General features: G+C 40.5%; 20 protein-coding genes. All 20 read left to right on the top strand.

The annotated features are described in order from the left end of the window. The first annotated feature begins 389 nt into the window (after nt 1-389). The 20 genes from ACK1U4_RS03870 (at nt 390) to ACK1U4_RS03775 (ending at nt 23,154) form a co-directional block, all read left to right on the top strand. Complete coding sequence (locus tag ACK1U4_RS03870; RefSeq protein WP_419400056.1) at nt 390-1,358, top strand: AraC family transcriptional regulator; 969 nt, start codon at nt 390-392, stop codon at nt 1,356-1,358. A gap of 256 nt (nt 1,359-1,614) precedes the next feature. Next, nucleotides 1,615-2,508 carry a hypothetical protein gene (locus ACK1U4_RS03865; RefSeq protein WP_419400055.1) on the top strand — a complete coding sequence of 298 codons (894 nt, stop codon included), beginning with the start codon at nt 1,615-1,617 and terminating at the stop codon, nt 2,506-2,508. Nucleotides 2,509-2,541: 33 nt separating this feature from the next. Further along, the gene (gene gspF / locus ACK1U4_RS03860) at nt 2,542-3,747 is read left to right on the top strand and encodes a type II secretion system inner membrane protein GspF (RefSeq protein WP_419400054.1); all 1,206 of its coding nucleotides are present in this window, start codon (nt 2,542-2,544) and stop codon (nt 3,745-3,747) included. Between the two features lie 127 nt (nt 3,748-3,874). Continuing rightward, a complete protein-coding gene (gene gspG, locus ACK1U4_RS03855) occupies nt 3,875-4,324 on the top strand; it encodes a type II secretion system major pseudopilin GspG (protein ID WP_419400053.1) in 450 nt (149 codons plus the stop codon). A 111-nt stretch (nt 4,325-4,435) separates the two neighbouring features. Further along, nucleotides 4,436-6,586: a protein-disulfide reductase DsbD gene (dsbD, locus tag ACK1U4_RS03850; protein ID WP_419400052.1), complete on the top strand. Its 2,151-nt coding sequence runs from the start codon at nt 4,436-4,438 to the stop codon at nt 6,584-6,586. A gap of 81 nt (nt 6,587-6,667) precedes the next feature. Next, nucleotides 6,668-7,279, top strand: coding sequence for a DUF3465 domain-containing protein (locus tag ACK1U4_RS03845; protein ID WP_419400051.1), 612 nt, complete (start codon nt 6,668-6,670; stop codon nt 7,277-7,279). 104 nt (nt 7,280-7,383) lie between these two features. Then, on the top strand, nt 7,384-8,622 hold the full coding sequence (locus tag ACK1U4_RS03840) for a phospholipase A (protein WP_419400050.1): 1,239 nt from the start codon (nt 7,384-7,386) through the stop codon (nt 8,620-8,622). A 122-nt stretch (nt 8,623-8,744) separates the two neighbouring features. Then, nucleotides 8,745-9,524, top strand: coding sequence for a ComF family protein (locus ACK1U4_RS03835; protein WP_419400049.1), 780 nt, complete (start codon nt 8,745-8,747; stop codon nt 9,522-9,524). A 234-nt stretch (nt 9,525-9,758) separates the two neighbouring features. Continuing rightward, the gene (locus ACK1U4_RS03830) at nt 9,759-10,277 is read left to right on the top strand and encodes a GspH/FimT family pseudopilin (RefSeq protein WP_419400048.1); all 519 of its coding nucleotides are present in this window, start codon (nt 9,759-9,761) and stop codon (nt 10,275-10,277) included. Then, complete coding sequence (pilV, locus tag ACK1U4_RS03825; RefSeq protein ID WP_419400047.1) at nt 10,274-10,876, top strand: type IV pilus modification protein PilV; 603 nt, start codon at nt 10,274-10,276, stop codon at nt 10,874-10,876. Before ACK1U4_RS03830 ends, pilV begins: the two co-directional genes overlap by 4 nt. Beyond that, nucleotides 10,876-11,964 carry a PilW family protein gene (locus ACK1U4_RS03820; protein ID WP_419400046.1) on the top strand — a complete coding sequence of 363 codons (1,089 nt, stop codon included), beginning with the start codon at nt 10,876-10,878 and terminating at the stop codon, nt 11,962-11,964. Before pilV ends, ACK1U4_RS03820 begins: the two co-directional genes overlap by 1 nt. Further along, a complete protein-coding gene (locus ACK1U4_RS03815) occupies nt 11,964-12,749 on the top strand; it encodes a PilX N-terminal domain-containing pilus assembly protein (RefSeq protein WP_419400045.1) in 786 nt (261 codons plus the stop codon). Before ACK1U4_RS03820 ends, ACK1U4_RS03815 begins: the two co-directional genes overlap by 1 nt. A gap of 74 nt (nt 12,750-12,823) precedes the next feature. Next, entirely contained in the window at nt 12,824-16,993 is a 4,170-nt protein-coding gene (locus ACK1U4_RS03810) for a hypothetical protein (RefSeq protein WP_419400044.1), read from the top strand. A 1-nt stretch (nt 16,994) separates the two neighbouring features. Next, the gene (locus ACK1U4_RS03805; RefSeq protein WP_419400043.1) at nt 16,995-17,543 is read left to right on the top strand and encodes a type IV pilin protein; all 549 of its coding nucleotides are present in this window, start codon (nt 16,995-16,997) and stop codon (nt 17,541-17,543) included. Next, the gene (locus ACK1U4_RS03800; protein WP_419400042.1) at nt 17,537-18,040 is read left to right on the top strand and encodes a type IV pilin protein; all 504 of its coding nucleotides are present in this window, start codon (nt 17,537-17,539) and stop codon (nt 18,038-18,040) included. The genes ACK1U4_RS03805 and ACK1U4_RS03800 overlap by 7 nt, the downstream gene beginning before the upstream one ends. A 415-nt stretch (nt 18,041-18,455) precedes the next feature. Beyond that, on the top strand, nt 18,456-18,944 hold the full coding sequence (locus tag ACK1U4_RS03795) for a pilin (protein WP_419400041.1): 489 nt from the start codon (nt 18,456-18,458) through the stop codon (nt 18,942-18,944). Nucleotides 18,945-19,039: 95 nt separating this feature from the next. Further along, a complete protein-coding gene (locus ACK1U4_RS03790; protein WP_419400040.1) occupies nt 19,040-20,266 on the top strand; it encodes a methyltransferase family protein in 1,227 nt (408 codons plus the stop codon). Beyond that, entirely contained in the window at nt 20,227-21,393 is a 1,167-nt protein-coding gene (locus tag ACK1U4_RS03785) for a serine hydrolase domain-containing protein (protein ID WP_419400039.1), read from the top strand. Before ACK1U4_RS03790 ends, ACK1U4_RS03785 begins: the two co-directional genes overlap by 40 nt. Nucleotides 21,394-21,406: 13 nt before the next feature. Then, nucleotides 21,407-22,594 carry a serine hydrolase domain-containing protein gene (locus ACK1U4_RS03780; protein ID WP_419400038.1) on the top strand — a complete coding sequence of 396 codons (1,188 nt, stop codon included), beginning with the start codon at nt 21,407-21,409 and terminating at the stop codon, nt 22,592-22,594. A gap of 65 nt (nt 22,595-22,659) precedes the next feature. Then, complete coding sequence (locus ACK1U4_RS03775) at nt 22,660-23,154, top strand: pilin (RefSeq protein WP_419400037.1); 495 nt, start codon at nt 22,660-22,662, stop codon at nt 23,152-23,154. The last annotated feature ends 17 nt before the right edge of the window (nt 23,155-23,171 follow it).

Here is a 23,171-nt window from a genome sequence, read left to right as displayed (position 1 = left end):
AATTTATGATAAATTAATTATGTAATAAATATTCACATTAAATTTATCATATACATGGGAGGTTCGGTGTATCCATTCTTTTAGTCGAATGACTATTTCAATTCTGCTATAGATAACAAATTAATCAGTATTTTATAAGCATTGCTCCACAACAACGCTGATGCAACACTTATGATGGTTTAATTTAATTTACGCAACAATCTCCGCTATTGGCGAAATTACCGAGAAGATTTGAGGCGAAAACCTGCAAAGGTTACGCCAAGGTTTATACAGCGTCTTTAACTTTTTATGTGAAGTCCAGTAACTGAATTTCGACTTGTGTAACCACAGGTTGTGGTTTATTTTCTACGCTGAAAAAGAGTCATGTGCGAAAAATATAGGAAAAAACGATGGACGCACTTAGTATGTTGTTAGAAGATGTACATTTATTCCAAACGGAATATTTTTATGTTCGTGGTCAGGGTCAGTGGTCTTTTTATTTAGATAAAAAAGATTGTATCGTGTTTTATTTAGTGGTAAAGGGTGGGCTTAATTTGACGGTAGCGGAAACGGCTCGTGAAGCTGTGGCTAGCGATATTGTGATGGTACCCGGTGGGCGTAACCATGTGGTGAAATCTATGATAGATAAATCAATGGCAACCGATGCGGATGTCAATGATGCGATTGACCTTGCTCCTTTTTTGGTAAAAGATGCCAGTCACCCCATCCAAGTTGGTAAACTTGATAAATCGAATGAAGATAACTTGAGTGAGTTTGTGGTGATTGTATGTCATTATGACCATGAGATTACTCGACCCTTGTTGCTTTCTTTGCCGAACATCTTGCCAGAACACCAAGGTCGAGAAGAGCAGAAAATGATGATGCTAGATATCGGCACAAAGTTTTTGGCATTGGAGTCTGCCCAAAATCGCTTGGGAAAAACCACCATTATCAATCGTTTGGCAAGTATTTTGATGATTGAATGTGTGCGGACTTATATCGAGGATTTGCCCGAGGCGACTGAAAACTGGCTAAAAGCCCTTAAAGACCCATATTTGGCAAAAGCATTTGCGGTGATGCACGATAGACCAGACTTTAACTGGACGATTCATCGTTTGGCTGAGGTTGCAGGTATGTCACGCAGTAGTTTTGCTGAACACTTTCGTGAAGTGGTCGGTGAACCGCCGTTGACGTATTTGACGGATTATCGGTTACGCTTGGCAGCTCGTTATTTACGATTGCAAGAAAATAGCATTAGTCGTATTAGTGAGCTGGTCGGCTATGCTTCGGATAGCACGTTTAGTCAAGCTTTTAAGCGAGTGTATGGGATGTCACCTCGAAAATATCGTCAGCAGTTTCGCAATGATGATGAAAATTAAGGGATTATGTTAATTTTAAGAGTTTTTTAATTTTAAGGGTTCTTTAACTGGACAGATTTAAGTGACTAGGCTTCACCCAGAACTTGTGTTATTATCATTATTTAGTAAATATAAAATTTGATAATTTTATCGTTGTTTAACTCAAAAATAAGATGACGGCTGTAGGGGCGTATGGTATACGCCCAATATTTGCCAATGTTAATGTTATGGTTGATTTAATTGACGATACTATGATTTAACATGGGTAATGGGTAGCATGTCAACCAATTCAACCAGTGTCGCCAATCCAGATATGCCGTTGCCTACCGAAGGGGCGACTGCCAATCCTCATACCGTGACCGTCACGGTCACACGTACTACCCCCACACTCGATATTCCCCAACAACGCTTGCGATTATTTCGTCAACAAGAACAACGTGTCACGCAATGCCACCAAAACGGCACTGCCTTTTATATTAGCCAAAAATCTGCCCAATTTAAAGAACTGCATAAGCTTCAAACTGCCCATTACCTCAATAGCCGTGATACAGTGGAATTGGGGCAATTGATGAAAATGGTCGATACCTTACATGTGGTGGATGATTTGGTGTTGGGGTTGGTGAGTCAAATGCCTGCCCAACGTCCACTTGGTTGGCAAATGACCGCCCAAAATGCCAATTTACTCAACCTTCCTACTGTGGGAATTGACCCTTATTCGCCTGATTATCGCAGGGTTGAGCAGAGTTTAGCGTCTACGGTGTTGCAGTTTTTTGGGGTGGCGTGTTATCAACCTAACGCAGGCTATTTTATTGGGCATATTTTGGGTTATCTATTTTGTTGCTATTATTTTGCCCATTTAGGCGTGGGCTATTCGGTCACACCGCTGAAAGAAACGGTCGTTGCCAATTATCCTTATCAATGGGTCAACGTGCCAGAATCGGTACGCTTACTCCAAGAGCTGGATGAAAGCCTGAAAGCCCAAGTGTATCAACTGGCGATTTATGTTGCCCAAATCAGTGAATATGCCATTGATAAACGTATTGAACGGATGTTGATTGCCGAAGTCAATAGCTTTAATAAACAAGACCTGCGTGAGGAATTATCCGCACAGCTTCAATATGGCGAAATTGAACATTTGGCTTTATTTCAGCCTGTGAAGCCGTTAAAATAATCGCATTTATTCACGGCTAAGGTCATATCAATCATGCCAGCGTATCAATATAAAGCCTTAGATAGCATGGGCAAATCGCAACAGGGGATTTTGGAGGGTGATTCGGCTCGCCAAATTCGCCAACAATTGCGTGATAAATCCTTGTTGCCGATAGAAGTCAATCCTGTACAAAAACAAGCCACAGGGCAAAAACGCTTTTGGCAAAAAGGCATGGGAGCGTATGACCTTGCCCTAATGACTCGCCAATTATCCGTGTTACTTGCCTCCGCCATTCCCATCGAACAAGCCCTGCACGCCATCGCCAAACAAAGCGAAAAACACCATGTCAAAGCCTTGACCCATGCGGTGCGAGCCAAAGTGTTGGAGGGCTATAGCCTTGCCAATGCGTTGCAAGAAGCAGGCAATTTCCCACCGATTTATATCGCCACTATTTCGGCAGGCGAGCGGTCTGGGCATTTGGATTTGATTTTAAACCAGCTTGCCGACTACACCGAAAACCGCTTTGCCATGCAAAAAAAGATTCAAGGGGCGTTGGTGTATCCTGTGATTCTGCTCATCATGGCAGTGGCGGTGGTAGTTGGTCTAATGACATTTGTCGTGCCTAAGATTGTCAAAGTGTTTGAGCAGTCGGAGCAAGCCCTGCCGTGGATTACCCAAGTCGTATTGGGTGCATCCAATCTGCTGACCCATTGGTGGTGGCTGTTGCTGATTGGGTTGGCGTTGGCAGTGATTGTACTGGTCAAATTTATCAATACCCAAGCAGGGCGAGCTAGTTTTGATGCTTTGGTATTACGTTTGCCGATTTTTGGTAAGTTGTCACGCAGTCTGAATGCTTCACGCTTTGCCAGTACCCTTGCGATTTTGGTGCGGTCTGGTGTGCCGTTGGTCGAAGCCCTTGCCATTGGTGGGGCAGTGACCAGTAATGTGCATATCAAACACACCATCGAACACGCTACCGAAAAAGTCACCGAGGGGGCGAGTTTGTCCAATCAGCTTGAACGCAGTAACTACTTTCCGCCCATGATGGTGCAGATGATAAAAAGTGGTGAAAACTCTGGCGAATTGGATAATATGCTCACTCGTGCATCCGATATGCAACAAAATCAAGCCACCAATATGATTAGTACATTATTATCCTTACTTGAGCCGTTGATGTTGGTGTTGATGGGGGTGATTGTGATGACGATTGTGATGGCGGTGATGTTGCCGATTATTAATATGAATGATTTGGCGGGGTAATATTGCTGAATTGTCAATTTTTTTACCCACTCTCGAAATTGCCATACAAAACGTTTACAATGGTTAAATTTTTGAATCATAGCCAAATTTATCAATGTTGAGAAATAACATGTTTGCGACAAATCCAATGAAAACAACCCGTTTCCCATCTTATCAGCTTTCCTCCCATCAACAAGGTTTTACCTTGATTGAAGTGATGGTGGTGGTGGTGATTTTGGCGATTTTAGCAGGATTGGTAGTGCCAAAAGTCGCAGGTCAAAGCGATAAGGCTCGTGTCAAAACCACCGAAACTGCCCTTGCTACTACCTCGAACGCCATTGATATGTTTAAAGTTGACAATGGACGCTATCCCACCACCCAAGAGGGTTTAAATAGCCTTATTACCCCACCACAAGGGGCAAAAAATTGGCCCGAGGGTGGCTATGTCAAAGGCGGTATGCCCAAAGACGGTTGGGACAATGAACTGCAGTATGTCGCTCCGGGTACAGAAGGGCGAGCTTATGACCTGTTCTCATTGGGGGCGGATGGTCAAGAAGGTGGCGAAGACAACAATGCCGATATTTTTGCTAAATTGTAGTATAGTTGTCTAGACTAAAAATAAGACAGTCTTGTAGGGGCGTATTGCATAAGCCCAAAATTTTAAAGTCTTATTTTTGATTTAATTCACAATAGTAGGTTTATAAAGTTTATGGCGGTTTTTACCCCTTTACAGGCAAGGCAAGCCATGCAATTTGTCAAAAAAACATCCTTTAATAGTGCATTGGGGTGGGTGCTTGTCACGGCTATGACTTTTGCTAGCCCTGCCCAAGCCATTAGCCTAAGCGAAGTGTTTGCAAACAGTGGTAGCCAACAGGTCGCCAAAGACAAGCCGTTGCCTGTCAATCAAGCCTTTCAAGTCATACCTAGCCAATCAGGTGAGCAAATCACGGTCAAAGTCGAGATTGTGAAAGGTTACTATGCTTACCGAGATAAGCTAAAGATTGAATTACCACAGGGAGTGACGGCTAGTCCTTGGCAGTTTAACATCCAGCCGACCTATGTGGATGACCCAGATTTTGGGCGTGTGCCTGTGTTTGAACAATCATTTGTGGCAACCACAACGTTGCAAGCTCAACAAGCGGTGACTGATACCGCTTCTGCGATGATTAAATGGCAAGGCTGTGCTAAAGCAGGGCTGTGCTATCCCCCAGAAAAAACCCCTTTGCAATTGACAGGCTTATCCTCATTGCCTCAAGCCAAAGCCTTAGCTAAAACATTCGATAAAAAACAACCCTCTGTGGCTTCAACTGCCCCAGTCGCAAGCCAAACTACCACTAGCAAAGAAAAATCGGCTAATCCGTCCGTGGTTGCCAGTGCGGTGACTATCAGTAATGTTACCAATATTGCTAATGTCGCAAACCCTACCGCTTCTGCTCCCAGTGTTGTGAAGAGCGATGATACAAGTTCTGTTGCCAGTTCGACCGCTACTGGCTCAGTCACAAGTCAAACCACGCCTACGGATAATTCAACCAATCCAACCAGCCCAGCGAACATCAACAATCCAGATATTTTTGGGTTGGCAGAGCATACTGGGTTAGCATTGTTGCTGTTGTTTTTGGCAGGATTGGGTTTGGCATTTACCCCTTGTGTGTTGCCGATGTTGCCGATTGTCGCCAATATCGTGGCTCGCCAACATAACCCCTCTGCCAAAAAAGGCTTATTGCTGACAGGCGGTTATGGGCTAGGGGTGGCGACCAGTTATGGGCTGATTGGGGCGTTGGTGGCGGTATTTGGGCAGTCATTGGGGCTGATGAATATGCTTCAAAACCCTGTGATATTGCTCAGTTTTGCAGGGCTGTTTGTGCTACTGGGGCTGTATATGATGGACAGCTTACCGATTCGACTGCCTGTACGTGTCACCATGCAGTTACAGCGTTTGACTCAAGTGGGCGAAAATCGCCTTGGCAGTGTCACAGGTAGTTTTATCACAGGGTTTTTCTCTGCATTGGTGGTGTCGCCTTGTGTATCTGCACCGCTTGCGGGGGCATTGGCAGGGGTGGCAACCCTTGGTAATCCTGTGATTGGCTTTTTGGCGTTGTTTTTGCTGGGGTTAGGATTATCCACGCCATTGATTATTTTGGGAGCGACCCAAGGTAACTTTATGCCCAAGGCAGGCGAGTGGATGAATTGGGTGAAAAAAGGCTTTGCCCTTAGTCTATTTGCCGTGGCGTTGCTGATGGTGGAACGAGTGTTCCAGTCGGTGTGGATATTGGGGCTGTGGGCATTGTGGTTTGCGGTGGTGACTGTGTGGGCGTGGCAATGGGCAGGGCGTGTGCAATTGCTCACTCGTGCGGTCGCATTTTTGACAGCGATTTGGACGATTTGTTTGGTGGTGGGCATGGCGTTGGGTAATACTGACAGTTGGCAACCGCTTAAATCGTTGAGCCAAAATTCTGTTAGCTATGGTGATGTTAATCAAAATGCTGACCATCAATCTGCCACTTTGATTAACGCCAATAATGTCGTTGCCAAACCGCCTCTACGTGTACATACTTTGGCGGAATTACAACCGATTTTGGCAAGTCACCCTAAAGTGTTGGTGGATGTCACTGCCAGTTGGTGTATCGAATGTCGGATTATGGATAAAACGTTATTTGCCAGTCCGCCTGCGAGTTTGGCAGATTGGCAAGTGGTGAAGCTAGACGTGACCGAAGACAATGCCAATAGTCGGCAGGTATATCAAGAGTTACAAGTGTTTGGGCCGCCTGTGCTATTGTATTACCAACAAGGAAAACTGGTCGAACGTCAAAATGGCGAAGTTAAACGCCCAGATTTTGAAAAGGTTTTGGCGAAGCTTTAAATTTGGTATAGGTGTAGGGCTTACGCAGAAGACACTGGATTCCTGCATTCGCAGGAATGACGATATTAATAAGGACAGGCAATGCCCCTTTCTCTCACTAGGATTAACAATAAGCACCCCTTACCAGTCATACTGACACTATTTGTCATGTTAGGTGTCAGTATTGGTCTAACAGGGTGTTTTCCCAATGATAAAGGGACGAATAATGTCAATCACAATGACAATGTGACCGATAATGTCAAAAATAATACCGTTCAAACTAAATCAACTACCAAAAATATCCCACCATCAAATCAAATGGATGCCTCAAATCCGTCCATCGCCACTAACACACCAACGGTAGGTTGTAATAACCGTGCGATTTTTCAAGCATATCAACAAAAAAAACAACATCGTAAAATCCAAACAATAGGCTGTGGGCAAATCATTAAAGTATTAAAAGATGACAATGATGGCAGTCGCCACCAAAAATTATTGGTCAGAATTGACGATTATCCCCAAATTACCGTGCTAATTGCCCATAATATTGACCTTGCTCCTCGAGTGGCAAACGTGCAAGCCCATACACCGATACAATTTTATGGTGAATACATTTATAATGACAAAGGTGGCGTGGTGCATTGGACACATAAAGACCCTGCCAGTCGCCACCAAGATGGATGGCTTTTATATCAAGGGCAAAAATATTGGTAATATTTAATAAAATAAGCTGAATAGTCATGTAGATTTGATAAACTGTCTTGTGGTTTTGTATAGAATCTGACATGATATCTACAAATTTTTAGTTAGGGCTTTTTATGGCAACTTCCTTTTCTGTCCCATCTTCCCTCAAAACATTGTCGCTGATGATGTTGGGTGTTTTCGCCAGCCAATATGCTTATGCCGAGTTGATTACCAACCAACCTGCAGTACAAAAGTATCCGAGCATCCCTTCTGCTGATAATATTGACCCTGCTAAAGTCGCTCAATGTACCCAACTCACCGATAATATTGCCCGTCTGGCGTGTTTTGATAAAGTGGCATTGGGGGAAATCATTCCCACCAAAAAAGAACCACTGGATTTAAGCAAAACCATTACTGCCAGTCTGCAAGAGCGTAAAGCCGTGCCTATCTTGGCGGAAAGCGATGCCTCGATTCAACAACTCACCGATGATATGCTGTCCGAGCGTGATAAAGCCAATATTTTGCAACAAGTGGGCGTGACCGCTAATGATGTGGCAAGCTATAGTGCATTAAGTGTGTTATATGACCTCGACCAAAATAACCCACAGGGGCTATTGACCATCCGTCCGCATTTACCCATGTATGTCATGCCTGTGTGGTATAACGCCACGCCCAACTATGACATTCATTCGCCGACCCAAGACCACGTGGTACAAACAGGTGACCAATTACAAAATTTAGACACCAAAATGCAAGTTTCATTTAAGACAAAACTGGCAGAAGATGTCTTTAACACCAATGCCGATGTGTGGTTTGGCTATACCCAACAAGCCTATTGGCAACTTTATAACCGCCATTCTCGCCCATTTCGTAGCTCAGACTACCAACCAGAAATTTTTATCACCCAACCTGTCACTGCCAAACTACCTGCTCATGGCAATCTGCGTTTGTTAGGGGCTGGCGTGGTGCATGAATCCAACGGTCAAGGCGACCCACTATCACGCTCATGGAACCGTGCCTATCTGATGGCAGGGGCAGAGTGGGGTAAACTCACCGTCATACCAAGAGTGTGGGCTATTGGTAAAGCCACAGATAATAAATCTGACAACCCAGATATTGCAGACTATATGGGCTATGGCGATGTGCGTTGGCTGTATGATTTAAGCGACAATAGCACTGTGGGTGGCGTGGTACGCTATAATCCGTTTGAAAACAAAGGGGCAGTGCAAGTGGATTATGCCTACCCATTGACAGGCGGTATGAAAGCCTTTATTCAGCTATTTCATGGCTATGGTGAAAATATCCAAGACTACAACCATAAAAGTACCAATGTCGGTGTGGGCTTGATGTTTAATGATTTTAAAGGGCTATAACCGCCCTTAAACGAGTAATAAAACGAATGTTGTAGAGGCATATTGAATACGCCCAAAACCTCAACGTATTATTGCTGATTTAATTCACCTTAAAAATTAAGGGTAACCCTAACTGTATTGATGTGAAAAAGTCACCTATCCAGCCCATCCCACAATGGTGGCAACTTCCCTTTGCGATTGCCCTCACCTTGCACGGCAAGCTATTACGCCATTGCCAATGGTGTGGGCAACATTATCCTTATATAGGGGCTGTTCAGCATCAACCCCATGCCCATCAGCATTGGTTTAACCAATTAGCCTTTATTTGTCAAAAATGCCATCATTCTATACATTGGCAATCCCAAAATTTTAGCCTAACCTTACCCAATGCTAGCACCGTACAAGGGGTGGCAAGTGTGGCTTACCAATTCCCCTACCAAAACGCCATCACAGGGCTAAAAAATAGCCACAATTTAACCCAACTCATGCCACTGGTACATGCCATCCGACAGCTTACACCCCCCATCGGCTGTCATGCCAACAATTCAGTCATTGCCCCTGTTCCCAGCACCACAAAACGCCTCACCGAGCGAGGTTTTGACCCACTATATTGGCTAGCATGTTATTTGAGTTTTCATTGGCAAATTCCTTTATTTTGGGGTGTCGAACGTGAAGAACGCCAACACCAACAGGGACTTAGCCGAGAAGCTCGCTTGGATAATGTCAAAAATGCCTTTTATCTAACCCATGACCTTAGCGATTTATCCCAACTACGTCATATCATCGTATTTGATGACGTAGTGACGACTGGGGCGACCCTATCGGCTGTGATAGAAGCCTTCTATGATGTACAATTTATTGACAAGTATCAATTTCATGCAGTGGCAGTTTTGCATGGACGGCATGTTCAAGATGCAAAATAATCAAACGCTTATTTACCACCATATATCCTAATGTTTTTTATATTTTCATAATAATTGGTTAAAATAAGTGGCATATTATTAGGTTATATTTATAAGTAAATGTTGTATGATTACTGTAAAACATTATAAATTATTGCTTTTTTAGGTATAATTATTGCAGAATTTAGAGATTATCACAGTTGGTATCTACTAATGACACCACCTATTACAAAAATTAATCAATGAGAATAGACGATGAGCAGACCAATAAAATTGTCTAACATAGCTGGCTTTACCTTAGTTGAGATGATAGTCACTGTAGCAATTTTGGGGATTATTGCGAGTATGGCTGTGCCATCCATGCAACAGCAAATAAATAATATGAAAATTAAAGAAGTAGCAAATAGTTTTGAGACGGCTATCAAGGAAGCCAGAACCCAAGCCTTAATTAACCAACGGTCAACAAATCTAGTACTAGATAGTAAAACAGCAGATACTGATAAGAAGTTGACATTGTCCTTATTATCTCCAAGTACCGTGGTTGCCACCTATGTATTGCCAAAAAAACTTGTGGTCACGACTACGCCTACAACATTAACTGCAATAAGTTTTAGTCCCCAACAGGTGACTTATCAAGGGTCAACAGCCTCTGGTACGGTTGTTACAACAGCACAGTTTACATTATGTATGGACGGCGAAAAAAGTGATAAATATATTATTACTGTGAATGCAAAAGGCAATACCACAGTTACAGCTAATGGGAGTTGTTCATGAGACATAATGAGCGAGGTATGGGCTTAATGGAGGTACTGGTAGCGTTGCTAATTTTAGCGATTGCTATTTTAGGCTTTAGTGCTTTACAGCTTCAATCTGTCAAGGCAACCAGTGAATCCGTTGATAGGTCACAGACATTACTGCTTATGCGCTCCTTCGCAGAAAGAGTACGAGCCAATCCAAGTGCCATTGCCGATTATAAAACTGCCTTTAATAGCTTTGAGGCAGGTACATTAACAGAGCCTACAAAGTTGTGCCAACCAACCACTAATTCTAATGGTCTATGTACAGCATCAGAGCTTGCAACGGCTGACGTATGGCGACTCACTCGACAGCTAAATGCCACAGGATTGACAATGGATTTACAGCCATGCCCCAGTACTGGTGGGGCTGGCACGAATGCCGCTACCAATGTCATGTATTCATATTGTTTGATTACCGCATGGGGACAGACCAATCCTACTATTGGTAGTGATACTGACCCAAGCGATGGGTCAATGGACTGTTTAACGCCTCGTGATGCGACAGATGCCAATGCAATTAAAAGCGGTGGTACTTATCACCCTAAAGCCACGTGTATGTTTATGGAGGTGAATTAATGACTGCCACAATGCAACGAGGATTTACCCTTATTGAACTAATGATATCACTCATACTGGGGCTACTTATTTCTGCCGCCGCTTTACAGATTTTTTATACTAATACGCTCTCTGCTAATATTCAAAAAGCTGGCTCAAATGTCGTAGATAATAATGCTTTTGGTATGGATTATCTCACCAAACAAATCCGTAAAGCTAACTATGGTGCGATGTCTGATGGTACAAATGGGGCTTTCTTTCTCAATCATCTCACACCTCAAGGCGGTATTGTATTAACTGCCCCAAGTGAATTAACAACATTTTATAATACAGTCACAGTAAATAATAAAGATGAACAATTTCCAAGTAATTTGCGAGGTCTATCAAAGAATAATGCGCTGATATCAGGAAATTTATTAACACGTAGTGAATCTGTTAATAGTAGCAGTAGCGTGGTAAGTGGTACATCTGCACTACAAAGTGACCAACTTACCATCCAATATCAAGTCCCAATGGATAATCAGAGTGATTGTCAAGGCCGTAATGTTATGAAAGATGATTATGTCATTGAGCGTTACTTTGTACGAGATGGTGGCTTGGCTTGTTCTTCTGCGATTTATACTTATAGTGAAACAGTAGCGAAAAAAGATGCTACTAACCAAAATGCGATTAATATTGATAAATATAAAAAACCTTCGGCGACCGATCCCAAGGTTAGAGAAGCAACTGATACTGACCAAAATTTAGCAGGCAATGGTGAAATCATCATTCCAAATGTTGATTATTTTAGGGTGTTATTGGGCGTGAGTGATAGTAAAGAATTTTCTACTAAACCAAATACTTATAAGCTCACCTATATGCCAATACCTACCCCTGTCACCACTGCTAAGGCTGACCCCTTTCCAACTTTAACAGGTAATCGGATTGTCAATATTCAAATAGGTTTATTAATGCGTTCAGATAGTTCAGTGACCGCATCAGAAGACCCAAGTTTCGATGTATTGGATAAGACAGGTTTAACACTTAATGATAGCTCAAAGAATGATGGCAAAATGCGTCGTGTTTTACAAACTACTGTATTCTTGAGAAATGCAAGGGGAACTGTATAATGAATCCACATCAAAAAATTCCTCAGTCGCAATCAGGTGCAGTATTGATTATTGTATTAATAGTCTTGTTATTGGTATCTATTTTGGGTGTCATGGTCTTTAAGCGAAGCACCACAGACTTACGAGTCGCGACTGCGTCACAAATTTCTCAATTAATGTTCCAAGCGAATGACTCAGCATTTGGTAAAGTCGAAAAAGAAGACAGGCTATTGGCGACTTCCACAAGTCGAGGTGCTTTGGATACCTTACAGGGTTTTATTACTCGTCCAGGGCAACAGCACGTGGGTGCAGAAGTCGTATTTTGTGTACGTCCCAAAGAAGATGCGTTATTTCGTCTTGATAAAGTCACTCAAAAGAATGCTGCTGGTAGTGTGTTAACGGGAGCAAGCAATGGCTTTTGTGATCCTACCAATGCCAATGATTATGTCAATGAGGGTCGTGTTATGACACAAATGACCTTTATGAAAACCAATGAAATGAAGGGTGATTGCCCACTTTGTGGTCATTCTAGAAATGATTCAAGTAATGACTTGACTACCAGTGCAGGCTATGATGAGCCACCTTGTACTTATTTTAAGGGTTATTCAGTATCACTTGTACCTAGTTATACTAGTGGGAATGTAGATTTGGGTAGTAGTACTTCGACTGGTAGAACAACCGTTGCAGGTTGTCTCAAGGAAAAAATTGATACGATGGATAAGTGCTTAACAGATTTAGGAGTGCCTCATAATATCCAAGTTCAAAGTTATAAACATGAGCCAGCAGGTGCAAAGTGTATAATATAGTGACCAATGGCTATCGGTTATAAATCAATGATGACGGTTTTGAAAGGGTGAGATGCTCCCCAAGGCAGGTAATGATGAAACGAGTAAAACAACAGCATAATAATAAGGCGAGTGCTTCTTTGAAGTCTTTTAATCCTAATCTTCGAGTGTTGACGGTGGCTGTGGGTACGCTCATGATGGCGAATGTGACTGGCCATGCGAGTGATGTTGAACTGTATAAAGCTGCCTCTGAAGGTGGGGCTAATGTTATGTTGGTATTTGACAACTCAGGTAGTATGGATGAGCGTAGTATTGGGGAGGACTATAAAGCTGAAGGAATAACTTTAGCAACTCAAAGTAACAGCTATTATTGTGCTAAAACAGGAAGTGCATCAAGCTGGGTAGATACCACTGAAATTACTCAAGATATTTACGATGATTTGGGTAAGAAAGTTACCTCAGGTGGGTTGAATATAAAATATAACGTTAAGTCTTGTACCATCGGTGGTAAAACTTATTATGATCGTATTTCTAGGTTAAAGATGGCTTTGATGCCATTATTAGCTAACCCTAAAGGCAGTTTTAGTGAAGGAACAGATTTTAAGAATTATAAAGTTGGTTTTTCCAATTTCTTTTACACCAGTCAAAGCTTGGGTGGCGGTGTAGTAAGTTATCCTGCGAAAAATTTATCTCTAGAAAATCGAAGACAGATGTTGGAGGTTGTTAAGGGTTTGAATGCAGAGACTAATACACCAAGCTCCCATGCGTTTGCAGAGGCTGGAGCATATATGTTGGGTACTAATACAACTGTTACCACGACCCTTACGAATCTTAGAAAACCGTTAGGTTATGCCGAGTATTCTTATACACAATATAGGAGAAAGTACTATTCTATCTATGAATGTACAGAATTAGGCTCTCTAAGTATTCAGGATAATGAATATAGGTATAACTGTAATAGTGGTAAATATATTAGAAAGTATAGAGATGTTAGTGAAAATGATTTAGATAGCTATACACGCAATTATAGAGTAACTGGTGGGCTTACAGTAAATTATTCAAATGGAGATTCCGAATACTATTCAGCTAAATATAATGAAGATAAGAGTTTTAGTGGATTCAGTAAAGCGAATGCCTCTGCAATAGATACTAGTAATAGAAATAATTATAGCTCTCCAGTTACGACTGGCGTACCTAATACAGTTCAATGTGATGGTAATGGTATTTATTTTCTCACTGATGGTTCTCCCAATAATAACTTTCAGACATCTTCTTTAGATTTAATGAATAAATCGCTTAATAATACGATAACAATGGGTTCAAATGGTGTTTGCAGTTCAGGTTTATCAAATGATGGTGAGTCTGGGGTAATAGGTGGGTGGAAATGTATGGGTGAATATGCTAAAGCCCTTCGTAACGTATCCAATCCCAAAAAACGTCAAATCATAACGGGTACAGCGGGTTTTGGTAGTGTCTTCAAGTCTCTAGAAGGTAAAGATGATTGCACTAGCGATAGTGTAGATGCGACTAACTTATGTAAACTTGGTAGAAAAGGCGAAGAATATGGTGAAGGTGGTTTTTATTATGTTGAGACCCCTCAACAATTAGCAGAGAGCATTACGTCATTTATTGCTGGTGTTGGTAGTAAAGAAATTCCTGCCCTTTCTACAGGCTCAATGTCTGTACCGCTTGATGCTCTCAATACCCAACAATCTCGCGGTTATGCTTATACCCCAATACTTGACCCTAAACCAGGTGAAGAATCACTATGGGATGGTAATCTAAAAAAATACTTTATTCGTAATAGCCACGTTACTGCTGATGCAAGTGGTGCAACAGATGTTTTTGTAGATATCACAGGTAAGTTTGCTACCAATACCAGTGATATTTGGAATACTATTAATGATACTGCACGTGCAGATGCAACGAGTCCTGATGTTGCTTTGCCACAAGTCGGCGGTGCATTTCAACAAGTCTTTGAAAAAACTAATAATGACCGTAATTTATGGGTGAATGTGAATGGCACTTTAACCAACATTAAAGTTGATCCGACTACTAGAAAAACTACAGGTTTTGATGCCCTAAAACCAGTACTACGCACAGATTTGGTCAAACCAACAACAGGAACGGATACCGTGCGAACACCTGTTGTTACAGGTATTTTAAACAAAGTCTTAAATTTTATGGGTTATGATGCTCAGCCTAATACAGTGACTGATATTGTGGATAGCACGACTGTTATTTCAAATACCTTTAAAAAGACCAATAAAAACATTGGTGGTGTGCTTCACTCTATTCCTCAACTCGTGACTTATGGTGTGACACTTAGTAGTGTTGGTAAGTTTGACCCTACGACTCGTAAAGATAGCGTACTATATGGCTCAATGGACGGTGCATTACATCTCGTTGATGATGCGACAGGTAAAGAGCAGTTTACCTTTATTCCAAAAGAAATTTTGGACTTACAATCTGCTGCTTTACAAAAAGGTAATAGTACGAATAATGGCAAACAGCCTTATGGGGTTGATGCACCTTGGAGTGTAACTGCGAACTACAACATTAGTACATCTGGCTCGGCTATGCGTTATGCTGCTTCTCAAATCTTCGCTACTGGTGGTTTACGTATGGGTGGCTCGACTTATTATGGCTTGAATATTAGTAATGCAGATGCTCCAAGCATGGTATATTCTGTCGGCTCAAACTATGCTAACTATTTACAAGGTACAGTGACAACTATCTCTGGTATGAAAAATGGTACTTATGCGACTACTGGTGACCAACTTGCCTTTTCTCGTATGGGACAGTCATGGGGTAAGCCAAGTACAGGTTATGTAAAAGTAGGTGGTAAAAAAGTCATGGTCAACTTCCTACCGGGAGGATATGACACTTGCTATGAAAGTACGAGTTTTAAACTTAACGACTCTGCTAATACAGATGCTAAGTGTAAAAGTAAAGCTCAAGCCCAAGGTAATGCCGTCTATATGGTGCGTATCGGTGAGGAAAAAGAAAATACTACTACCAAAGAAACTACCATTGATACAACTACTGACAATGGTAAACTTCTGTGGTGGGCAAGCTATGGTGCAAGTAAAAACGAAACCAATAACTCGACTACCCGTGTGACTACTTTACAAAAATCTGAACACGCAGATATGACCAATAGTATTGTGACTGAAATCCGTACCGTTGACCGCAATTACGATGGTCTGACTGACCATATTTACTTCGCTGACCTTGGTGGGCGAGTATGGCGTGCAGATATCAATAACAATACTAAAATAGACCCAACTACTGGTACAGATAGTGGTACAGATACTTTCCGTGTGGATAGAGTGGTCAAATTATTAGATGTCAGTGCTGAAGCAACAAGTCCTGATGCACCCCCACGTTTTTATGAGCGTCCCTTATTTACCGTCACAGATGAGATTGATGGTACTGCAATGGGGCAAATTACAGTAGGTACAGGCAATCGTAGCTTACCAGTGACTGACAAGCGAGATGCCACCAAGCCCGATGCTATCTATAGCTTTATGGACAGAGAGGTTGGTAAAAAGAACTTTTTCTGTTATAAAACAGATGCTGTCTGTGGCACATCAGGTCCTAGTGGCACTGATACGACATTGAAACAAGCACTAATCACCAAAAATCTAACAGTTACAAACTTAGATAAAGTCGAATATACTGCAACCGATGCAAATATCAAGACCAATATGAAAAAAGGCACGGCGGAAACTGGTTTTAAACATGGTTGGTATTTCCCTTTGACCCAATGGTATAAAACTACAGGGACAGGTTCATCAGCTACCATGAGTACTACCGAGCTTGAAACGGATGCAGCTAAAATTAAAGGTATGAAGATGTTTAATGAACCTGATGCACAGGCAGGATTATTATTTGTTTCTATCTTTAACCCAAATATTAACTTAATGGCAGAGGGCTGTTCAGCGACTGTACAGGGAGCGACCCAGCGTACATTAATGTGCTTACCATATGGTAACTGTACCGCCTCTGGCTATAATGGTGGTACAGATTATACCAAACGTTCAGTATCATTAGCTGGTGCAGGTATTGTTGATAATATTATTACTCAATCTAGACCAGGAGAAAATGGTTCACTGTTTGGGGTTCTTCAGCCCAAATGTACAGGAGCTAATTGTGATAAATCCGCATTTACTAAACCTAGTGAGCTACTAATGGGTACAATTAACTCAGCAGGCACAAATCGCGATAAGCTAATCAACCCACGTGATTGGTGGGAGAATTAATATGGATAATCAACCATATGAACGCCATAGTGAGGTTTCAACTAATCACCATCAGCAAGAAGGTTTTACTTTAATCGAGCTGATGCTGACAGTAGCGATTTTTGCGATAATTGCTACTATCGCGATACCATCATATCAACAATTTACCAGAAAGAATGATGTACAGAAAACCAAGTCCATTATGCTTTTGCAAGCAGGTGAGCTAGATAGATGGCGAGCTAGACAACTTAACTATGCTGGATTTGTACCTCAGTCACAGACTTTCGGTTCAGATAATATGAGTTTTGCTTATCCAACGACAGGTACAGCCAAATACACCATTAGAATGGTAACAATAACTGGTGCAAGTAATGCTCTCGCACAGGCGACATTTGCTAGTACCAGTGTGGCTACTAACTGGGTAATATTAGCCACACCGCAAGCTAATAGCGGTATGCCATACCTTGCTATGACGAGTAGAGGCACACGTTGTGAGTCCTTAGATAGCACCATTACTACTGTAAGTGTTTTTAGCAATAATCATTGTGGCACAGGAAGTACAACATGGTAACGACCCAAAATACCCAACAAGGTTTTAACCTAATAGAGCTAATGATTGTCATAGCTATCATTGCTATACTAGCGGCTGTCGCTTTGCCAAGTTATCAACGTTATATTATAAATGCTAGACGTGCAGATATGATGGCAGAATTAGGTAACATTGCCACTCGTATCGAATCTCGTAAGTTAGTTGAAGGGGTATATACTAATATTCCCCTACAGCGGGTATTAGGTGGTACGGTCAATGGCGGTGTGATGGCATACCCAAATGGTACGCCCTCTTATGATGTCAAAATTGTCAACGTGGGTGATAGTCCTAATAGTGATATGACAGCTACCAATATGACCTCCGCTCGTTGGAAAGTTCAAGCGACGCCAAGAGCAAATACGGTCTTAAGTAGTGATGGTGTATTATCTGTTGATTATACTGGTTTAAAATGTCGTGTAATTACCAAGCCAAATAATACTGTCGACAAAAAATGTGGTAGAAACGATGAGTGGCGATAATGCGTCAATTATTAATCTAACAAAAAAATGTCACCTTTATGGTGACATTTTTTTATTCTTTGAATGGGTAACAAAAATAATGACAATGTGGGCATAATTGGTCAGTAAATGCGAAAGGTGAAAAAAATTGGTAAGCCCAATGCAACAAAAAATGTCACTTTATGGTCAAAAATTGCGGAAAATTTTAGAAGGAATTGAAGTTTTTTAAGAAAATTGGGCAAAAATGGCAATAAACAATTAAAAAAATAGGATATTTCTATAAAGTTTGAATTTTTTGGCAAAATAAAAAAACTTGGCACGCTAACTGCAACTATTATATCACCAAGGCAAAACAACCTTGCCAAACTAAATAAACAAATTGATAATCTAGTTTATATAATAAGGTTATCATCTATACCAACATAAGGAGTTCATTATGAACACTCAAAAAGGTTTTACACTTATCGAATTAATGATTGTTGTTGCTATCATCGGTATCTTGGCTGCAATCGCTATCCCACAATACCAAAACTACGTAACTAAATCACAAGTTACCCGTGTTATCGGTGAGTTAGGTTCAATTCGTACTTTAGTTGACCTTTGCTTGACTGATGGCAATGAGTGTACTTTCCAAGTACCAGCTTCTAGTTTGCTAGGTGCTGCAGGTAGTGTAGGCACGATGCCTACAGGTGGTGAGAGTGGGAATGGTGGCAAGCAACCTACTCTAACATTTGATATGTCAACAGGTGCTGGCACTATCGTAGGTACATTTGGGACTGCTGCATCTGGTCCACTAAAAACTAAAACGGTAACTTGGACTCGTGCTGCTTCAAATGCAGGTGGTAGCTGGTCATGTGGCACTACTGTTGATACAAAATTTGCTCCTGCTAACTGTCCAGCAAAAGCAGCGTCTAATGGTAACTAATCTTTAGATTAGTGGCTCAAAAAAAAAGAGATACTTCGGTATCTCTTTTTTTTGATGCTTAAATAATAATCATTGGTATTGAGGCAATGTACACTATGCTAAAAACAGTGACTGATAATGGATGGTTTGCGTCTAGTATTTTAGCTTTGAGTTGGTTGCTGGGTTTTTGTTTGATAAAAACCATAAATATGAATAGTCATTTGACCCAAGAATGGGAGGTAAGAGCGTGGTTTTTGCTGTGTTTTATACCAATATTTTGCATTGCACTTTGGCAAAATCCCCAGTTTTGTTGGTCAAAAATAAATCAAAAACGTTTTGATTGGCAACGTATCGGAAGTAAGTTTATTGTGGTGCTATTGCAATTACTCACCATTATTACTTGTTGTTTTATTTTTCTACAGCTTAATTTGGTCAGTTATAATGTTTTTATAGATGATGTGTTAGCTGTGTTGCCATTTTTATTATTAGTAGTATTCATTTATGTGATGGTGACAGATAGCTACCTTGCCAATCCCGAAGATGAGTATGCTAAAATAGGTAAAATACTTAATCGTCAGATGGCTGTTGATAGGGATGTAATAAAGAGTTTTTTATTAAAGACCTTGGTAAAAGTTATTTTTATTCCTTATATGTATAGTAGTTTGATAAATTTGTTTTATACAGTTTTGAATATGAGCTGGGCTTTGACCCCCATTAATTTAACAAAAATATTATTTAATGTGGGAGTTACCCTTGACGTCCTGATAGGGACCTCTGGTTATCTATTGAGCTTAAAGCTAATCAATAATGATATTAAAGATACAGAATCGCATTTTTTAGGTTGGTTATTTGCCTTATTGTGCTATCCGCCCTTATTTATATTAAGAGAAAATATCAATAAACAAGCTGATGACTTGTTATGGTCAGATATCGTACCAAAAGATACTATAATATATTGGCTATTTTTTATTACGGTGAATTTGACTTGGGTCATTTATTGGCTAGCGACAGCGGAGTTCGGTATTACATTTTCTAATCTCAGTTGGCGACGTTTAGTGAATACAGGGGTATATCGCTATACCAAACACCCTGCGTATATTGCCAAAAACTTATATTGGTGGTTAAATACCCTACCATTTTTTGGCATTATCGTATTTAGTTTGGAGTGGTGGCATAATATATTGGCATTGACCTTGACTAGTTTAATTTATTTTGGCAGAGCTTGGAGTGAGGAGCGACATTTGAGTAAGTTCCCAGAGTATCGAGCCTATATGCAATATATTAATGAGCATGGAATTTTTCGATGGATAAAGCTTCCACCCATATCCCCAAATATCAAATAATAATATTAATGATACTAGTATTACTTATTGGAGGATTATTAATTATACGTTGGTTGAGCTATAGTGATTTGGTGAAGCATAGTTTGCATTGTGAAGGTGTGCAATCACGTTTACTACAAGATATAGCCATACCAACGATTGAAAACTACCATTATCCTACATTACAGATAGCTCATATTGATAAATTAGGTCAAGTGTCAACTTGTCATGCAGGCTGGGAGGGTTATGCTCTTTTTTCAAAAAAAATTGAGGATACCACTGTATATGCCTATGCAAGTTTAACAAAAATTTTTACCTCTGATGCTGTATTATCTTTGGTTAGAGAGCATCAATTATCGCTTGATGATAAACTCGTGAATGTGTTACCTGTGTTGGGACACCAGCCATATACAGATAATCGAGTCACTCAAATAACAATTGGGCAGTTATTATCACATCGAGCAGGGTTTGATAGAAATATCAGTGGAGATAATATGTTGACGCAACATCCATGGTGTCCCTATGATGTTGGAAATCTTAAAAACATTAAGCTAGACTTTACGCCAAACCAAAAGAAAGTTTACTCTAATACAGGCTATTGTCTATTATCCAAAGTGATTGAACATAAAACGAATACCAATTTTATGGATAGCGTTGACGGTCAATATTATCTGACAGCAAATAATATACAGTTTATCCAAAGGTATCAAAAATCTAGAGCTGAGATACCATCTGTGAATCAACGTAATCAGATAAATAATATTGAGTTTGCTTCGTTTGATTATTATGCTCTAGCCTCCACAGGTGGGCTTACAGGTAGTGCAATAAGTTTAGCTAGACAACTAAAAACGATAGAAGTAGCCAAATCGCCCAATATTACTGAACGACCATCAGATATGAAAGATTGCGATGTATCAGTGGTTGATGGTTGTCATGGTTATATGGGATATGAATATAGTGTGAATCCTAATCTTACTTTCTATTGGCGGAGTGGTAGCTTACCTAATACGACTGCTTTGGCGATTATTGATAATAAGGGGGGGGTATGGGTGTTACTAACCAATTATCGCCAAGATAATGAATGGATTAATCAAATCAACCTACTAATAAAAACAATATATAATAACCAATTAAAAGCCTATAAATAGGATAGGGGATACCATGTTTCATAACCTCAAACTAAAAGATTTTATCCAATTATTAGTTGTTATTTTGATAGCTGTGATTGGTGGGTATTACTATGTGAATACCATCGCACGCAATAAATTATGGCTAAAAACTTATCCCCTACGAGCCAAGCTTTCTAATCAACAACTCACCTGTAGCCCAAATGCTCCCACATGGCTTGCAGATATCATCAAAAACCAAACCACTTATGGTAATGCCCCAAGTAATCAAATCGCCTTCATTGATAAAAATAATCAAATCCACCACTGTGAAAATGGTTATATTGGTCAATATCCATTATTATCTGACCCAGTCACCCAAACAACACGCTTTCGCTATGCCAGTGTGACTAAATTATGGACGTCTGATGCCACCCTTGAATTAATCAAACAAAATAAACTGTCTTTTGATACCCCAATTACACAGATTCTGACTGAAGTTAATAACCCAAAAGACCTCCGAATTAATCAAATTACGGTTGGGCAGTTATTATTGCATCGAGGTGGATTTGACCGTTATACAGTATTTGGGGGTAATGATATGTTTGGCATTGGCGAAGAAATTTGCCCAAATCACCTTGATAATCTTAATAAAATCCAACTCAACTTTAGCCCCAATGAAAAAATGAGCTATTCTAATTTGGGTTATTGTTTGTTAGGAGAAATAATTAGCCGAGTTAATAAACAACCTTATGTACAGATTATTCAGCAACAATACCATCTGACGCCTACCACCATTGACTTTGTTGAAAACAAACCTGCAATTGATGAGGTGTTTTACAACTATGTAGAAACTGATATTACAGGATTTGGCGATGTTTATAGTGCCTTTGATTTTAAAGGGCTGGCTTCTGCAGCAGGGCTGTCAGGCAATGCTATCAACCTAGCCCAGCAAGCCAAAATGATGATGAAAAAACCTTCACCTAATATTTTGACGATACCAAACACACCCTGTGACTTGAGCAAATGGCAGGATTGTTATGGTTATGCAACCTATGCCTATCAACAATCACCATTGCATAAAAAAGTATATTATCGAGATGGTCGCTTATTAGGGTTAAATACTTTATTAGCGATGACTGAGCAAGGTGAGGTTGTCGCCATCTTGAGTAACGGCAATCCTTTAGGGTCACAATATCAACAAAATTTAGTCACTCAAGTTTATCGTATTTTGAATCACTAACGATAGAAAGCTGGTATGAAAACTGCATTAAATATTCGATTATTTCCGTTAAATTTGGATTCATTATGCCCCAACATAGTTCTTATACACAGCGTGGTTTTACGTTAATTGAGCTAATGATAGTGGTTGCGATTGTTGGTATTTTAGCGGCTATTGCCGTGCCACAATATCAACAATTTGTGGTAAAAACACAAGCAAGTCGATTAACTTATGAGGTGAGTATGTTAAAGCTCTCTGTAGAGGAATGTTTTCAAACAGGTAGAATCAATATTGGACTTCAAAGGAATGAGTGCGACCCACGAGCCACAGGTTCCACTTTAATATCTGGTAGTTCACAAGTTGGCTTAACCTTGCCTCATAATACAGGTGTTGCACAAATCAGCAATCCTTTAACTCGTGATTCAACGATTGTTGCGACAGTTTCTACAGGGGCATCTGGGCAGTTGCAAGGAAAAAAAGTGATATGGCAACGATTATTAGATGACTCTTGGGTATGTAAATCAAATATAGATGCCCAGTATCTACCATCAAATTGTATGTTTGATAATTCAATTAACTGATGAAAGTGTATAAAATA

The organism is Moraxella sp. TY6 (genome assembly GCF_048551375.1).
In the GTDB taxonomy this organism is placed as follows: domain Bacteria; phylum Pseudomonadota; class Gammaproteobacteria; order Pseudomonadales; family Moraxellaceae; genus Faucicola.
Note: the sequence above shows the minus strand (reverse complement) of the source record. Positions and strands in the feature narration are given on the sequence as shown.

Bases quoted from the DNA above. Each gene is read 5' to 3' on its own strand.
- ACK1U4_RS03840 (WP_419400050.1), top strand. From the start codon at position 7,384: ATGGCAACTTCCTTTTCTGTCCCATCTTCCCTCAAAACATTGTCGCTG.
- ACK1U4_RS03830 (WP_419400048.1), top strand. From the start codon at position 9,759: ATGAGCAGACCAATAAAATTGTCTAACATAGCTGGCTTTACCTTAGTT.
- gspG (WP_419400053.1), top strand. From the start codon at position 3,875: ATGAAAACAACCCGTTTCCCATCTTATCAGCTTTCCTCCCATCAACAA.
- ACK1U4_RS03805 (WP_419400043.1), top strand. From the start codon at position 16,995: ATGGATAATCAACCATATGAACGCCATAGTGAGGTTTCAACTAATCAC.
- gspF (WP_419400054.1), top strand. From the start codon at position 2,542: ATGCCAGCGTATCAATATAAAGCCTTAGATAGCATGGGCAAATCGCAA.
- ACK1U4_RS03785 (WP_419400039.1), top strand. From the start codon at position 20,227: ATGGATAAAGCTTCCACCCATATCCCCAAATATCAAATAATAATATTA.
- pilV (WP_419400047.1), top strand. From the start codon at position 10,274: ATGAGACATAATGAGCGAGGTATGGGCTTAATGGAGGTACTGGTAGCG.
- ACK1U4_RS03810 (WP_419400044.1), top strand. From the start codon at position 12,824: ATGAAACGAGTAAAACAACAGCATAATAATAAGGCGAGTGCTTCTTTG.
- ACK1U4_RS03865 (WP_419400055.1), top strand. From the start codon at position 1,615: ATGTCAACCAATTCAACCAGTGTCGCCAATCCAGATATGCCGTTGCCT.
- ACK1U4_RS03870 (WP_419400056.1), top strand. From the start codon at position 390: ATGGACGCACTTAGTATGTTGTTAGAAGATGTACATTTATTCCAAACG.
- ACK1U4_RS03845 (WP_419400051.1), top strand. From the start codon at position 6,668: ATGCCCCTTTCTCTCACTAGGATTAACAATAAGCACCCCTTACCAGTC.
- ACK1U4_RS03800 (WP_419400042.1), top strand. From the start codon at position 17,537: ATGGTAACGACCCAAAATACCCAACAAGGTTTTAACCTAATAGAGCTA.
- ACK1U4_RS03780 (WP_419400038.1), top strand. From the start codon at position 21,407: ATGTTTCATAACCTCAAACTAAAAGATTTTATCCAATTATTAGTTGTT.
- ACK1U4_RS03820 (WP_419400046.1), top strand. From the start codon at position 10,876: ATGACTGCCACAATGCAACGAGGATTTACCCTTATTGAACTAATGATA.
- ACK1U4_RS03790 (WP_419400040.1), top strand. From the start codon at position 19,040: ATGCTAAAAACAGTGACTGATAATGGATGGTTTGCGTCTAGTATTTTA.
- ACK1U4_RS03775 (WP_419400037.1), top strand. From the start codon at position 22,660: ATGCCCCAACATAGTTCTTATACACAGCGTGGTTTTACGTTAATTGAG.
- dsbD (WP_419400052.1), top strand. From the start codon at position 4,436: ATGGCGGTTTTTACCCCTTTACAGGCAAGGCAAGCCATGCAATTTGTC.
- ACK1U4_RS03795 (WP_419400041.1), top strand. From the start codon at position 18,456: ATGAACACTCAAAAAGGTTTTACACTTATCGAATTAATGATTGTTGTT.
- ACK1U4_RS03815 (WP_419400045.1), top strand. From the start codon at position 11,964: ATGAATCCACATCAAAAAATTCCTCAGTCGCAATCAGGTGCAGTATTG.